Raw genomic sequence first — 15444 nt, 5'->3', positions numbered from 1 at the left:
AATTAGTACCGGACTATTCCAGCATGCCGCGCGCGGCAACCCGTGTTTTCCGCAATGCACCGCCAGGCTCCGTGATATAGACGTCATTATGCAAATTGACAGTACTGCAAATATGATTCGGAATAATCCGGATGACGTCGCCTACCTCGTATGGATGATGGGCGCCGATCCGAATCATGCCGTGCTCCTCGTTCATTCGCTCCAGAACCGCATCGGGCGCACCCATAATATGGCCGAAGCCTTGCAGATGAAGCGGCGGATTGTTCGGCTGCACATCGGTGGCGAACGTTTTGCTGCCGCCGTCCACAACGATCAGTTCCGCCGAAGGGCGGCTCACTACCGTAACCCAGACCGTAGCTGCACAATCCTCAAGGGAACAGACACCAAATGCTGCTTGCATCCGGTCATGGAAAATATAAGTGCCGGGACGGACTTCGGTTACGCCCTCAACCTCTGCTGCAAACACGGAGGTTGGCGTGGAGCCTACGCTGACATCAGCGATAGGCAGTCCTTCGGCACGCAGCTCCTGGGCAACAACAGCCATCAGGCGGCCTTCCTCCAGACCCGCTGCCCGCAGCTCCAGCGTGGACTTGCCATCCAGCATGGCGCCGCGATAGGTGAAAATACCGGTTAAGCGGATGCCCTCCAGCGCGTGAATCTCCTTCGCAAGTGCAAGGGCATTCTCCGGCAATACGCCGGTGCGATGCAGACCGCTGTCGATTTCAAGCCGGACCTCGAAAGCTGCGCCCTCCTTCACTGCAACAGCTGCGGCCCGTCTTGCGCCTTCCAAGCTGTCGACGGTTAGAATCAGGCGAATACGCCGGCTTAATACGGCGGCCCGCTGCAGCTTCTTCTCGCTGACAATAGGGTAAGCGATGAAGATATCGGAGATGCCGCCATCTGCCATCACTTCCGCTTCGGATAGCTTGGCGACGGTAATGCCGGCCGCTCCTGCTTCGATTTGGCGGGCGGCCATTTCCGGCAGCTTATGAGTCTTGGCATGCGGGCGCAGCTTAACTCCAAGCCGCCGGATACGTTCTGCCATCCCACGGATATTCCTGTCGGTAACAGTGCTGTCAATGATGATACAGGGCGTTTCCGGGACATTGCCTTGTACGACGATTTCTTCCGCCGCTTGCAAGGAATTCGACATTTACATACCTCCTTAATCTGGCGTTGAGGCCGTCTCTGCAGGGGTGCCGGTGTCGGCTGACGCAGATTTTGACTCTTCCAAATAGCTGTACAGCGTATATTTCGAGATGCCGAGGTAGCTGCATACCTTTTCGCCTGATTTTTTAATCAGGAACGCGCCTTTTTGATCCAGCAGCTGAATGAAGCGGACTTTATCCTCCTTCGCCATAATGGCCGCCGGCTTGCCGACCGATTCCTGTGTCTCTTGAATAAGCGTATCTAGCAGATCGTTGACGTTGCTGACGAAAGATTCGCGAACAGGCGCGAGTCCGCTTGCGGTGAGCGATTGCAGCGTTTTTTCTGCAACCATAAGATCAGTGATGTCGAAGTTAATACAGAGGGCGCCGATGATCGTCCCCGCATTGTTCTTCACGTACATGGAGGTAGAGCGAAGAACGCGTCCGTCTTTCGTCTGTGTAATGTAATTATGCCGGTTGTCGCCCTCGGTTGTTCCCCGCATAATCTCGAGCCCCAGATTCGTGCCGGGGTCACCAACCTTGCGTCCGGTGACGTGGCCGTTCTCAATTGCGACGATCGTTGAATCATAGGGTCGCGACCAGTCGTGAACGACGACCTCGCAGCTGTCGCCGAACTGCGCCGTAATGCCTTTCGCCAGCTCGGTCATGAAGCTGAGCTCCTGGGCAATAGATTCCATGCTATCCCTGCTTTCTTGAATCGCTTACTGCCTACAGGGTACACCTGATGATTGCAAAAATCAAACAAAAAATCTGTTTTGCTAAAAAAAAGTATGATAGGATAGCTGTGAATAGCACAGCAAGAAGCTTGTACTAGAAGCGGGGATGGGAGAGATGGGAAATGCGCTGGATCAGCAGCTCGCTGAAACGAAAGCTTAGCTTTTTGCTCCTGTTGTCTGTATTGATTCCGCTGCTTGCGCTAGGGTTGTTTTCCTACGATATGGCGGCGACAGCGACAGAGCAGAAGGCAAAGCAGTCAGGGCTGAGCATTTTAAGCCAGACGGCTACTAATTTGGAGTTTATTGTGCAGGATATCGAGAACATTTCGATTTTTATTATCGGGCAAAAAGACATTCAGCAGTATTTAAGCAACCGCGGCGACGATGCCGTCAAGCAGACGCAGATGATCGAGTTTCTATCCAATCTCGTATTCTCCAAATCTTATATTTCCGACATTACGATTTATCCCATGTACCAATCGCATTTATTATCCAATACAACGATTTTTAAGACGGAGCTGCCCGCCCTTTCGGGACAGGACGGACAAAGCTTTCAAGCATCTGAGAAGTGGTGGTCGGCCCGCTACGAGACGACGACCGCGGCGGGAACGAAGCAGGTCATCTCCCTTGTTCGGCCGATCCGCAGCATCAACTCGTTCAAACAAATCGGCACGCTTGTCATTAGCGTAGATGAGAAAGCGCTTTCTAAAATATTGGACCAAGCCGGCATGCCGGGAGGCGGGAGCGTCGTGCTGTCTAATGCTGAAGGAAAACTGTTATCGGGCTCCGTTCAAGAAGAGATGCCGCTCACGATGAAGGAGCTGCTGCCCGGTTACGCCGCTAAAGGTAATGCAGGTGCTGCTAATTACGGAAGCGGTGACGGCAAACGTACGGTTCTTCATGATACCGTTGCCGGCGTTAATTGGCGGCTGACCGGCATTATGCCTTTTTCCGAATACCGTTCGCAGAACAATTATGTGTTGAAAATAATGGCGATCGTCATTGTGCTCTCCGTCATTATCGTAACGGCGCTTGTGTTGTATTTCGTACAGCGTATAACGAATCCGCTGTCGATGCTGACCCAATTCTTAAAGAGCTCGAGCCCGGAGGAGCCGATGCGGACGTACCCGGTGGAGACGATGGATGAGGTGGGACAACTGGTCCGAAGCTATAACAAGCTTAGCGAGCGGATTGTTGCGCTCACCGAGCAGGTCAAGCTGGAGGAATCGTACAAGAAAGAGGCTGATATGCAGGCGCTCCAGGCGCAGATCAACCCTCACTTTCTCTATAATACGCTATCCTCGATTCACTGGATGGCGCTTATGAACCAGGATGCGAAGACAGCCGATATGGTCGGCAGTTTAAGTGATTTTCTGAGATTCAGCTTGAATAAAGGGGAAGAGTTTTGCACGGTAGAGCAGGAGGCGGCACATGCCGGCCACTATGCGACAATACAGGCGATTCGATTCCCGGACCGCTTTAAGCTGACGATGCGAATCGACCCCGAGCTGCAGGAGCGGGTCATGCTGAAGCTGCTGCTTCAGCCGTTAATTGAAAATGCGCTTATCCATGGCGTTCAGAAGAGAGAAGGCTTTGGGGAAATTACGGTTACCGCCCAGCGGCAAGGGAACTGGATGGCTTTTGCCGTATCGGATAACGGAGCTGGCATGGACGCACTGAAGCTGGCAGCAATCGAGAAGGAGCTGCACGGTCCGGATGACCGGGTAAGAGAGCGCGAAAGACTGCAGGAAGGAAGCTACGGCTTGCGCAACGTCCATAAGCGGCTGCTGCTGCATTACGGAACGGAGGCAGGACTGCGTGTGGAAAGCACCGAGGGGATCGGCACGCGCGTCTCTTTCGCAATTCCCATCTCACAGGAGGAGGAAGCGGTATGAAGCTCTTGATCGTTGATGATGAAGTGATTATTCGCACTGGCCTTAGCACCGTTATCAAATGGGAGGAGCTCGGTTACGAGCTGCTCAGGCCAGCAGCTTCTGCGGAGGAAGCGTTAGAGCGAATGGTGCTGGAGAGGCCCGACATTATATTGACCGACATCCGGATGACTGGACGCGACGGTCTGGAGCTGGCCGGCGAGGCTAGACGACTGCTCCCCGATAGTGAAGTGCTTATCTTGACCGGCTATGACCAGTTCTCCTACGCGCAGCAAGCGATCCGCCAGGGGGTTAGTGACTATTTGCTGAAAACAAGCCGTCCGGACGAGATCGTCCGGGCTGTTAACGGGGCGAAGCAGCGGGTTCTTGGCCGCCTGCACACGTTAAAGCCGGATCAGCTGCGTGATTCGCTGCTGGAGAAGCTCGTTGCTGGTCCAGAGCCTGACCGGCGGCAGCTGGAGCAGGCGGAGAGGCTGCTGCCAAGACTTAGACTCAAGCTGAACGCAGCCTCTCCCTTGCAGGCTGTTGCTGTAACGGCTTCGGGCTGGGGAGGAGCAGCCGAAGACGGCAAGCTGCTTCTATTCGCCGTCCACAATATGATGAGAGAGCTGGTAGAGGGCGAAGCGCTTATTCGCGATAACACGCTGCTCGTCGTGTTGAGACGGGACGGCCTCTTGGCGGATGAAGGCGGGCTAAAGCGCTTTGAGAGTGACATGCTTCGAATTGAGCAACGACTGAAATGCAAATTGTTTGCGGGAGCAGGCTCTATCGCATCGGATTGGAGAGGCTTGCCGTTATCGAATAAAGAAGCGGTCATTACATTGGACTTTAAGGAGTTCGCTAGTGAAACCCGATTGTTGTGCTATGCCGATGTCATGGAACGGAAAGGCGGCCGAACCGTCTGCACAATCGAAGAGGAGCAGCTGCTCACGTCGCTGCTCAAGGAAGGGAATCCATCGTCCTTGCAGCGATGGGTGGAGATGACAATGGTAGCGCTGCTTGCAGATCCCGACGTTACACCGCAATCGATGCGGGCGTTTGTGAACTCGGTGCTCATCTCCGCCCACCGCTGGATTGAGCGTGTGACGGCATCCTTTGGAGAAAGCAACGGGATGCATGCCGGATTGCCGCAGATTTCCGACCAAGACGTAATTCGCGACGATCAGAGAGCGCAATTACTGGCTACCTTGAATCATCTTATGCATGTCTATGCGGAAGCAGTGGGAAATGCAGGCATTCCCTATATTAATCGTTCTATCGCTTATATCCACGATCATTTGGACAAGGAGCTTACATTGCAGCAAGTGGCCAGGAATGTTCATCTCAATCCGAATCATTTCAGCGAAGTGTTTAAGCGCGAGACCGGCCATACTTATATTGAATTTGTAACCATTGCCCGGATCGAGCGGGCAAAGGCGCTGCTTAGCGATTCCCCGATCAAGGTTAGCGACGTAGCCAGCCGGGTTGGCTATGCCGATATGAAATATTTTAGCCAGCTGTTCAAACGTTACACAGGATTTACGCCTTCGGAATACCGGGCAAGAAGCTGATTTTTTTCTACCCTTGATCCGATGTCTGTCCCCTGCCAATGTCAGCTTGGTTTCCCTATACTCGAATGTAACCCCACTATGAAGGAGGAAACATGACATGAAGAAAAGAATAGCATTGGTCGCAATAGCAGCCCTTCTTATTTCAATTCTGGCCGCATGCGGCGGCACTAACGGCAAGGAAACGACGAACGAGGGTGAAAAGCCTGCAACCGGAGAAAAAGTGAAGCTGTCGCTTTGGCATAATTTCACGGGTGATGATCAGCGGGCGCAAACGATGCGTTCCATTATTGAGCAATATCAGAAGGATTATCCTAACGTTACACTTGATATTCAAGCGATTCCGCCGGATGGCTACAAGACGAGACTGAAGACGGTAGCAGCAGCCGGCGAAATGCCGGATGTCTTTATCCTCTCCAACGGCTCCATGACACAGGAGTTTTCCGCAGCTGGACTGATCCAGCCGGTCAACGAGCTGATTGACAGCCATCCGGAGTGGAAAGAAGGCTTCATGCCAAACTCCTTTGACGCGTTCACCGTAGATGGCAACATATACAGCGCGCCAATGGGCTTATCTCCAACTTCTATCCTTTACTACAATAAATCGATTCTTGAACAAAACGGCCTTACCGTTCCTAAAACATGGGATGAGCTGTTGAACGCTATCAGCGTGCTGAAAGGTAAAGGCATTACGCCAATCGCGCTTGGCAATAAAGCGGCTTGGCTGGCGCAATCCAGCATTTTCAGCTCGCTCGCAGACCGGGTGACAGGAACAGAGTGGTTTTTGAAGGCGGTTAAGCAGGATGGCGCTTCATTTACCGATCCGGAATTTGTTCAGGCTTTGACGTATATGCAGGATCTTGGTGAAGCTGGCGCTTTCCAGGATGGGTTTAATGCAATTGACAATACACAAATGGAGCAAATGTTTGCCCAAGGCAAAGCAGCGATGATGATTGACGGAGGCTGGGCCTTGTCGAATCTGGCTTCCAATGCGAATGCTGAAGCACTGGAGCAAATGGGTGCAACAGTGCTGCCGACGATTCCTGGCGGCAAGGGTGAGCCGAACACGTTGTCAGGCGTAGTAGGCGTCGGCATGGGGCTTGGTAAAGATGCAACAGGTACGAAGAAGGATGCCGCATTCCAACTGATTTATGCAATGTCGGGTCCAGATGCACAGAAGCGGACGCTGGAGAGCAATCAATTGGTCAGCTACAAAGTCGAGCTGGATAAGAGCAAAGTATCTCCGATCTTTAGCGAAGTCTATGAACTGGTGAATAACGTGAAGCTGACTCCTGTATATGACGGCAAACTGACGTCGGCGGGCGGCGAAGCGGTTAATAACGGTCTACAGGAGCTGCTGATGGGCGGCAAGCCGGAGGATATCGCCAAAAAAATTCAAGATGCACAATCGAAAGCGTTAGGCCAATAAGGGCAAGTCGAACCGTTGATAGAGCGTGCGGTCTGCACGGCCGCCGTTCTGGCTCGATGTTGGAGGGATGAACATGACATCAATGCGTACTAGAAGCTTTATTACGATCGGCTTGCTCCCCACGCTGGGCCTCTTTATTTTTTTCGTCATCGTACCGATTGTCTGGTCGGCGTATTACGGTTTTTTAATTGGAAGGGCATCGGCCCGATGAAGTTTATTGGCTTCAACAACTATGTGGAAGTGCTGCAAGACCCGTTATTCTGGAAATCGTTCAAGAACAATCTGCTTATTGTAGCTGCTTCCGTATTCGGGCAGGTGCCGATTGCGCTGCTGCTTTCGCTCGTGTTGTTGAAAAACGGTTGGTTCCAGAAGTTTATCCGCGCATCGATCTTTATGCCGATGGTTCTCTCTTCGGTCGTCGTCGGTATAATCTGGGGCTATATTTATCACCCGCAAATCGGTATTCTTAATTTTCTGCTCGACTCCTTGGGACTTGGCAGTTGGAAAATGCAGTGGCTATCGGACCCGTCGGTATCGATGTATGCCATTATGGTTCCGATTATCTGGTTGAACGTTGGGCCTTATCTCGTGATGTTTATCGCAGCCCTGCAAAACATTCCATCCGAAATTGACGATGCGGCGCAGATTGACGGCGCTAAGGGCTCACGGAAGCTGTTCTCCATCAAGCTCCCAATGATCTGGGATACGATTAAAGTAGCTGTCGTGCTCTGTATTTCCGGAAGCCTGAAAGCATTTGACCTTATCTATGTCATGACAGGCGGCGGGCCTGCCCACTCGACGGAGCTGCTTGCTTCCTATATGTACAATAATACGTTCTCAATCTATCGGTTCGGCTACGGCAGCGCCGTGTCTACGATGATTGTCATTATTAGCTTGATTATGGTAGCAGGAAGTCAATATTTAATGAAATCCAAAAAATAGGAGGGGGACGATTCGTATGTCCGCACCCATGACCAGGCCGCTGCAGCCAGCCTCCTCCAGCCGAGCGGAAGCGGGATTGCCCCGCTTTCGCTGGCTGAAATCGAAAGTGACGGGGGCCGCTCTTACCGTCTACGCCTTAGTGACGCTTTATCCGCTGCTTTGGCTGTTTATTAGCGCGCTGAAAACAAACGAAGAGTTTTTCTCCCGCCCATTCGGCTTGCCCAGTCACTGGAACTGGAGCAACTTTTCCCGTGCGTGGGAAGTCGCCGGGATGGGAATCGCTTACGTTAATTCTTTTATCGTAACGATACTTTCGTTAATACTTACACTTGTGCTTGGCGCATTAAGCGGCTATGTACTGTCCCGTTTTCAGTTCAGAGGCAAGCTGCTCGTTATCGGCGTATTCATGCTGGGGATGCTGATTCCGATCCACAGTACACTCGTTCCGTTGTTTATATTAATGAACAAAATCCATATCTTGAACACCTATGCGGCGTTGATTATGCCATACACGGCGTTTGAACTGCCGATTGCGATCTTTATATGCGTCGCCTATATGAACAGCTTCCCGAAAGAAGTTGAGGAAGCAGCGCAGATTGACGGCTCGGGCTACTGGGGGATTTTCTTCCGTATGATGCTGCCGTTAGCGCTGCCAGCTCTTGCGACAGTAGGCATTCTCGCATTTCTGCGGTATTGGAATGATTTCTCGTTTGCGTTAGTCTTTATGAGCGACCCGAAGCTCAAGACGCTGCCGCTTAGCTTGTCTGTGTTTGCTACTGGCTACTCAACTGACTATAAGCTGACGATGGCGGCGATGGCGCTAGCCGTAATTCCGACGATTGTCGTCTATCTTATTTTCCAGGAGCAAGTGATGAAGGGCATGACCGCCGGGGCTGTCAAAGGGTAGTACGAGGGGGCTCTGCTAGGTAAAAGATGTTGATGCGCTAAGCCTATGCAGGCTCTGTGCGTGGTCTAAAATCTCCGCTTTTCGCTTCGGTGAAACCGGGGATTTTTTGCTATACACAAGAAATGGAATAAGCATTTGGAAGTGAGTTTTGAAGATAGGTGAGTAATAAGATAGGATTCGACAAAATATGTCGATTAATATTAGGTTCTAGTGACGAAAGGATGAACATTTGCATTGTGCTTCACATTATTTGTCAAGTATACTAGAAACAAATCATATTTTGACAAATATCGTCGAATCGGCGCTGATGGTTCCAGTCACAGGAGGATCGTTACTTTGAAGAAAATGAGGCTCAGTATTGCACAGAAGCTTATTACGGCACTAGGGGCTCTCATGCTGCTGTCGTTTGCGTTGCTGGTGTCGTTTCATTTAATGAAGCTTTATGATGCGAATTTACGCGAGGGTGAGCTGCTGGCTCAATCGCAGTCTACTTCTTATATCGGAAGATTCTCGCAATCCGTGAATCAGACGCTCACCAAGCTGGAAATGCTGCGGGATACGATGCTGGAAATGCAGAGGGATGACTCAGCTAACCGGGACACTATCATGCGCTTATTGGAGCAAATGGTAGAGGATAATCCTTATTTGTTAGGTACATATACACTGTGGGAGCCTGATGCTTTTGACCATAGCGATGCACTCCACCGCAATGCTGCGGAGCATGATGACGAGACCGGGCGGTTTCTGCCTTATGTTGTTCGAATGAACGGGAAGATTCAATATATGCCTATTCGGCATTATGAGCTGCCGGGAGAAGGCGACTTTTATCAAATTCCGAAGAGGACGAAGAAGTTTACGATGATGGAACCCTATAACTATGAAATTAATGGGAAAAAGATCATGATGACTTCCTACGTTTTCCCAATTGTAGATGATGGGGGAAGGTTTCTCGGCATCGTAGGGGCGGACTTTTCACTGGAAATGCTGAGCACTGAGGTGGGGAAGCTTCATCCGCTTGACGGTTATGCCAATATCATCTCATCTGATAATCGGTATGTGGTGAACAGCGCCTATCCGGAACAGGTTCTGCAGCCATATCAGCCGTGGTCAGCTTCAGAGAGTCCGGCCCTGCTGAAAAAAATCGAGTCGTCGATGTCCTATGACAGGGAGCCTAATACTTCAACAGAGGTGCTTCGGATCTTTTATCCGATTGCAATTAAAGATTATACCTGGTACTTCGAGCTGGTCATTCCGAAAGCCAATATGCTGGTGGAGTTCCGGAATAGCTTGTGGAACTCAATCGCCATATCGATTGCCGCTTTAATCGTAATGACGGTGTTAATGGTGCTGCTGGTCAGAAAAATCGTGCTGCAAAATATCCGCAAAGTCGCGCAGGTTTCCGCAGCGCTGGCTGTGGGGGATTTGAAGCAGAAGCTCGAGATCCAAACGAATGACGAGTTTGAGCATATGGCCGATCATTTCAACCGGATGATCGATTACCGCAAGGAAGCGGAGGATCTGATCGAGTTTCAGGCGACGCATGATCTGCTCACCGGCTTGCCGAACCGTTACGGCTATACGCGGCACTGGGAAACCAGAATGCAAAACTTGCAGCAGGGCAGCATTTTCAGCCATTCCGCATTGCTGTATATCGATTTGGACCGTTTCAAAATCATTAACGATACGCTTGACTATTCCATGGGCGATTTATTATTGAAGCAGATTGCAATGCGAATTGTTGATGTGGTGCATCAGAACGGAACAGCGGATTCCGTCTCCGGGCATGTATTCCGGTTCGGCGGGGACGAATTCGTCGTGCTGCTGGAGGATATCAGTCATCTGCATCAGGCAATTATGGTTGGTGAAACGATCCTGCAGGTGATCGCAGAGCCGATCCGGTTGAAAGACCGGCTGTTCTATATGACGGCCAGCATTGGCATGAGTCTTCAGCATGAGCTTCATGACTGGACAGGCGACCGGCTGGTGAAGGAGTCTGATATTGCGCTCTATTTGTCCAAAAAGCAGCGTAATACCTCTACGCTTTATTCGCCGTCGATGAATGATGTGCCGAAAAAAGAAATCGTGCTGGAGAACAGCCTGTTTGCTGCCTTGGAGGGCGAGCAATTTACACTCGTTTATCAGCCGAAAATTGAGCTGGCGACCGGCCGTGTATATGGAGCTGAAGCTCTTTTGCGTTGGAAGCATCCGGAGCTTGGCATGGTATCACCGCTTGAATTCATCCCGCTAGCAGAAAAAACAGGCTTTATTATCCCTCTCGGCGAGTGGGTGCTGCGCAGAGCCTGCAAGCAGATCAAACAATGGGAACGCGAAGGCATCACGTCGCTTTCGATTAGCGTGAACATGTCGATGATTCAATTTCAGCAGAAGCATATCGTTCATACGATAGAGAAGATTATTGAAGAGGCTGGGGTGAAGCCGGAGCAGATCGAATTGGAGCTGACGGAATCGATCTTTATGGACAATCCGGAGCATACGCTGAAGATTTTGCATGAATTGCAGATGCTGGGTGTTAAGCTGTCGCTGGACGATTTCGGAACTGGTTTTTCTTCGCTCAGCTATTTGCAAAATATTCCGCTTCATTACTTGAAGCTGGACAAAACGTTTATTCATGATATCGTTGGCGATATCAAGAAAGAAATGATTTTCAAATCGCTGATCGTAATCGCTCATAATCTCAATATGAAGGTCGTAACGGAAGGTGTAGAAAGGCAGGAGGAGCTGGATATCATCCGCAAGCATAAATGCGATCTGGTGCAAGGCTTTTTCTACAGCCCGCCTGTTCCGCCCCATCAGTTCGCTGAATTGTATGAATCGGCTATATCCGCCGAACAATAACGTATCGGCCAGGCAAGGCCGCCTCGATGAGGCGGCTTTTTTTTGACCCTGTTACATAATCGGCCTATCGTCCGTCTTATAGATAGCTTAAGCGAAATAAAGGAGGTTATCGGGAAGTGGAACATTCGGCGCCGGATCTGTTTCGCCAATTATTCGACCAGCATTATCCGTCCGTCCGCCGCAAGCTTATTGCGCTGCTGCGCGACGAGGCTGCGGCTGAAGATATAGCCCAGGAAGTTTTTCTAAAGCTGTACCGAAATCCGCCTGATCAGCTGGAAGCCGCAGGAGCATGGCTGCATCGGGTTTTAACTAGACAAGCCTATGATTATATCGATAAAAAAAATCGGGAGCGTGCGCTGCTTCAAAAGTCTGAGCAGCAATTTATGGTCCAACCGCAAGCATTTCAGTCCAATGAGGAGACGATGCTGGAGCGGGATGAGCAGGAACAGGTGAAGCAGCTGCTTGAGGCCTTGCCCGAACGGGATCGCAAGCTGCTCATGCTCAGATATTCGGGATACAGCTATGCGGAAATAGCGGAGAAGCTGAGGCTGAAGCAGCCGCAGGTGGGAACGCTCTTGAAGCGGGCGGGAGAACGGTTCAAACGACAGGCAATGAAGCCGGACGGCATTATGTCCAATGAATAGAATAGGAGGTTAGCGATATGACAATAAAGGATGATAAAACGACTGCAGATGAGCGGCGGCAGAAGGAAGAGGCGTGGACCCGTCTTGAAGCAAGACTGGCAGGAGAAGAGCAGTCGCCGCTATGGGCACAGTGGGCGGAACAGCGAAGCGCTGCTCAGGAAATAAGCGCAGAGCAAGGTGATGAGAGCAGCAGTAACAAACGGGCGGCGGCATCGGCTGCAACAGCGGCAGGCAATATAAATGTTGAAGGCAATGGTTTGGCTGCAACAGAAATCCCTTCTATTACCGGCAAGACGATGTCGCGAAGCAGCAGATGGCTGAAGCGGCATGCGCTGAAAATCGGAATGTCCGGCGCGGCCGCAGCTATTGCGATTATGATCGCCATTCCAACGACCAATCAGGCGCTGGCTGCGCTGCTTAATCAGTTCAAAATGAACGAAGTCGTTGTCGTACAGGAGAATGATCTGGAACAGCTGTCGCGGATATTTTATAACGATTCGAACTTGAGCACACGGTTTGGTGATTTTGTTTCCAGTAAAACGGCCAGTTACAATATCGATTTAACCGAGAGCCAAATCTTGCAGCAATTCGGGGTAGTCGTGCCAAAGCTGAAGTTAGGTGAACAGACTGAGATCACAAACGGCTCTAACCAAAACTCGGTCTATACGCTGAAGCTGAATGTGGGCGAGATCAACAAAACGATGAAGAAGCTGGGCGCACAAACGCTGCTGCCAGAATCGGTGGACGGAAAACCGCTGAACCTCAAGATCGGCCGCTCCTTAAATGTCTATTACAAAGAGGTGACGGGCTCTAAGACGGGTGAAGGACGCTCGGTTAACCTTAGCTATATGGATGCGCCGGTAATCGAGATTGATCCGAGCATTGATGCGCAGGAAGCGTTCGATGCAGTAGTGCGGCTTCCGGTATTGCCAGACTATATGCGAGACGCTATCGTAAACTCCTCCAGACTGGAAGAGGGGGAAATTCCATTCCCGGTTGTGAATAACGGCAAAATGGAACAACTTACGATCAATGGCAAGAGCGTTTATCTGGAAAAGTTCCAGCACAATGATGATCAAGCAACCTGGAGTGCGTTGTGGCTGTCTGACGGCAAAAGAGTCGGCGCCTATTTTGAAGGCTATGGCGACGACCGTGCTGCGGTAATAGAGCTGATAACGGAGCTGACTCATCAATGACAAGTACAGCAATTGAAACGAAACAATTAACGAAGGATTATGGGGACGGCCGCGGCATTCGCGGCGTCTCCCTTCGCATTGAAGCGGGAGAAGCATTTGGTTTTCTGGGACCTAACGGAGTAGGAAAGAGCACGCTGGTTAAAATGCTCGTCGGCTTGATTAAGCCGACCTCCGGAGAAGCCCGCATATTCGGCATGACAGCCGGAAGCGTTGAAGCTAGAGGAAGAATCGGCTATTTGCCGGAGCTGTTCCGATATCCCGGCTGGCTCACTGGTGAAGAAGCGCTTCACTTTCATGCCCAATTATGCGGACTGGACCGCGTAACGGCCAAGCAGCGTATCTTTTCCCTGCTGGATGAAGTGGGAATCGGCAGCAGGGGGAGAGACCGGATCAAAGGGTATTCCAAAGGCATGCAGCAGCGGCTAGGGCTGGCATGCGCATTGCTAGCGGACCCTGACATCGTGTTCTTGGATGAACCGGCTTCAGCGCTAGATCCTGTCGGCAGATATGAGGTTAGAGAGCTGTTAATCCGGCTGCGCGGCAGAGGGAAGACGATTTTTCTAAACTCGCATTTGCTGGAGGACGTTGAACAAATGTGCGACCGTGTCGCTTTGCTGAACAATGGTTCGATTTTGGCTAATGGTACCTTGAACGATGTGCTTCATTCCCGGAACAAATGGATGCTTAAAGTAGGCGGATTTACACCTTTTGTTCTGGACTGGCTGTGTGAGTCGACGGGTCTTTCCATTACAATCGTAAGCGGGAGTGAGGCTGATGCTGAGGAAGTGCTGGAGGATGGCGTCGTCTGGCTCGAGACCTCGGTGGAGAACGAAGAGCAGATTGGCTTGCTGCATTTTCGGCTGATTGAACAAGGGCTGACGTTGTATGAATCGAAGAAAGCTTCATCCCGTCTGGATCAATGGTTCCTGAAATCCGTTTCGGGCTTGGAGCATAGGGGGGAGCGCCGATGAACGCAGTATGGAGGCTGACGCTCAGGGAAATGCTGCGGAAGCGGGTTACGCTCATGACCATTATTATGACCGCATTGTTCCTAATCGCTTTTTGGTTCGTATCAGATTCGATTATCGGTGACAAGACGCTCGCTACCGATGAGTTTTCTTCATTTGGCCAGTTGTTTGAACGCTTTCGTAATGGCGCTATTATTTTATCTCTCGGGTATTTTTTCGGCGCATTTGCTGTGGCATTTTTGGCCATATTCAGCTCTGTAGCCGCCGTTTCTGGAGAAGCAGAGCATGGTGTTCTGCAATCTGTACTCGCAAGACCGCTTCCGCGCTGGAAGTGGTATTTGGGAAAGTGGTTCGGGTTTAACGTATTCGGGATTATGTACGCACTGATTCTGTTCGTTGCCATTCAGTTCGTGACTTGGCTGCAGACAGGCATCCATTTGGAAACGGTGGTGCTGGTCAAATCCTTCTTATTGTTCGTTTCCGTCGTGCCGCTGCTAATCTCCCTGACGATGCTGGGATCCTGCTGGCTCAGCGCGCTTGGCAACGGTGTGGCGATGACGATGCTGTTCGGGATGGGCTGGCTGGGCAGTATGATCGCAAGAGTATCTGACACTGGCCAAATTAGCGAAGAGGGAGTCAAGTCACTGTCGACGATAACGGGACTTATAACGCTCGTCATGCCTGCCGACTCGCTCCAGCAGCGGATGCTGGCGGAGATGTTCTCGATCAGCGAATTTACGAGCTCGCTGCATAGCAGCAGCTTTATGCTGCTATTCACAGTGACGAATCCGCCATCCAACTCGTTCCTAATCTATTCTGCTGTGTACACACTAGTTATGCTGCTCGCAGGACTGCTGGTTATCCAGCGTAAAGATTTTTAGCTTGTTTGTAGGGAAGTGCAGGCCGGGTGCGGCCTGCACTTCTTTTGTTTTTCTACGTTTGCACATTTTTGAACTACGCACTCATCCACCTTCAGGCGCTTGGTGCGATCTCAGCATGCAGGTTGCTTGGTTGCATGTTGGCGCTCAAACCTCGAGCGACGTTTCAACATTTAGCGTACGTTGTACTTATATGCCGCTGCTGAACGAACCAACTCGGAAGATGCCCAAACGAACCAGCTTCGCAAAATAGCGAAGCCATATTCGCAGCAGAGCCTGCTGGCCGCCAGTTGTATGTCC

The 15444-nt window shown here is 51.0% G+C and carries 11 protein-coding genes and 1 pseudogene; 10 read left to right on the top strand and 2 right to left on the bottom strand.

Annotation, left to right across the window (positions count from 1 at the left end):
* Positions 1-13: 13 nt before the first annotated feature.
* Complete coding sequence (locus tag TY10_RS26340; RefSeq protein WP_042170588.1) at positions 14-1153, bottom strand: alanine racemase; 1140 nt, start codon at positions 1151-1153, stop codon at positions 14-16.
* Positions 1154-1165: 12 nt separating this feature from the next.
* On the bottom strand, positions 1166-1846 hold the full coding sequence (locus TY10_RS26335) for a helix-turn-helix transcriptional regulator (RefSeq protein WP_042170586.1): 681 nt from the start codon (positions 1844-1846) through the stop codon (positions 1166-1168).
* A gap of 161 nt (positions 1847-2007) precedes the next feature.
* On the opposite strand from TY10_RS26335, the gene TY10_RS26330 reads away from it, so the two are divergent.
* The 10 genes and pseudogenes from TY10_RS26330 to TY10_RS26285 all read left to right on the top strand — a co-directional run bounded on the left by TY10_RS26330 (position 2008) and on the right by TY10_RS26285 (position 15147).
* Entirely contained in the window at positions 2008-3780 is a 1773-nt protein-coding gene (locus TY10_RS26330; RefSeq protein WP_042170583.1) for a cache domain-containing sensor histidine kinase, read from the top strand.
* On the top strand, positions 3777-5327 hold the full coding sequence (locus TY10_RS26325; protein WP_042170580.1) for a response regulator: 1551 nt from the start codon (positions 3777-3779) through the stop codon (positions 5325-5327). The genes TY10_RS26330 and TY10_RS26325 overlap by 4 nt, the downstream gene beginning before the upstream one ends.
* Positions 5328-5424: 97 nt before the next feature.
* Complete coding sequence (locus tag TY10_RS26320; protein ID WP_042170578.1) at positions 5425-6753, top strand: extracellular solute-binding protein; 1329 nt, start codon at positions 5425-5427, stop codon at positions 6751-6753.
* Between the two features lie 73 nt (positions 6754-6826).
* Positions 6827-7695: pseudogene (locus tag TY10_RS26315) on the top strand (carbohydrate ABC transporter permease).
* A 16-nt stretch (positions 7696-7711) separates the two neighbouring features.
* Positions 7712-8602 carry a carbohydrate ABC transporter permease gene (locus TY10_RS26310; RefSeq protein WP_155986059.1) on the top strand — a complete coding sequence of 297 codons (891 nt, stop codon included), beginning with the start codon at positions 7712-7714 and terminating at the stop codon, positions 8600-8602.
* 345 nt (positions 8603-8947) lie between these two features.
* Complete coding sequence (locus tag TY10_RS29245) at positions 8948-11458, top strand: bifunctional diguanylate cyclase/phosphodiesterase (RefSeq protein WP_238328043.1); 2511 nt, start codon at positions 8948-8950, stop codon at positions 11456-11458.
* A 116-nt stretch (positions 11459-11574) separates the two neighbouring features.
* The gene (locus tag TY10_RS26300; protein WP_042170576.1) at positions 11575-12102 is read left to right on the top strand and encodes a sigma-70 family RNA polymerase sigma factor; all 528 of its coding nucleotides are present in this window, start codon (positions 11575-11577) and stop codon (positions 12100-12102) included.
* A gap of 17 nt (positions 12103-12119) precedes the next feature.
* Entirely contained in the window at positions 12120-13298 is a 1179-nt protein-coding gene (locus tag TY10_RS26295) for a hypothetical protein (RefSeq protein WP_042170574.1), read from the top strand.
* Positions 13295-14269: an ABC transporter ATP-binding protein gene (locus TY10_RS26290; protein WP_042170571.1), complete on the top strand. Its 975-nt coding sequence runs from the start codon at positions 13295-13297 to the stop codon at positions 14267-14269. Before TY10_RS26295 ends, TY10_RS26290 begins: the two co-directional genes overlap by 4 nt.
* Entirely contained in the window at positions 14266-15147 is an 882-nt protein-coding gene (locus tag TY10_RS26285; protein WP_042170567.1) for an ABC transporter permease subunit, read from the top strand. The genes TY10_RS26290 and TY10_RS26285 overlap by 4 nt, the downstream gene beginning before the upstream one ends.
* Positions 15148-15444: the final 297 nt, after the last annotated feature.

Origin of the sequence: Paenibacillus gorillae, assembly GCF_000513275.1 — a bacterium.
In the GTDB taxonomy this organism is placed as follows: domain Bacteria; phylum Bacillota; class Bacilli; order Paenibacillales; family Paenibacillaceae; genus Pristimantibacillus; species Pristimantibacillus gorillae.
The sequence above is the reverse complement of the archived record's forward strand: the minus strand, read 5'-3'. Positions and strand labels throughout refer to the sequence as shown.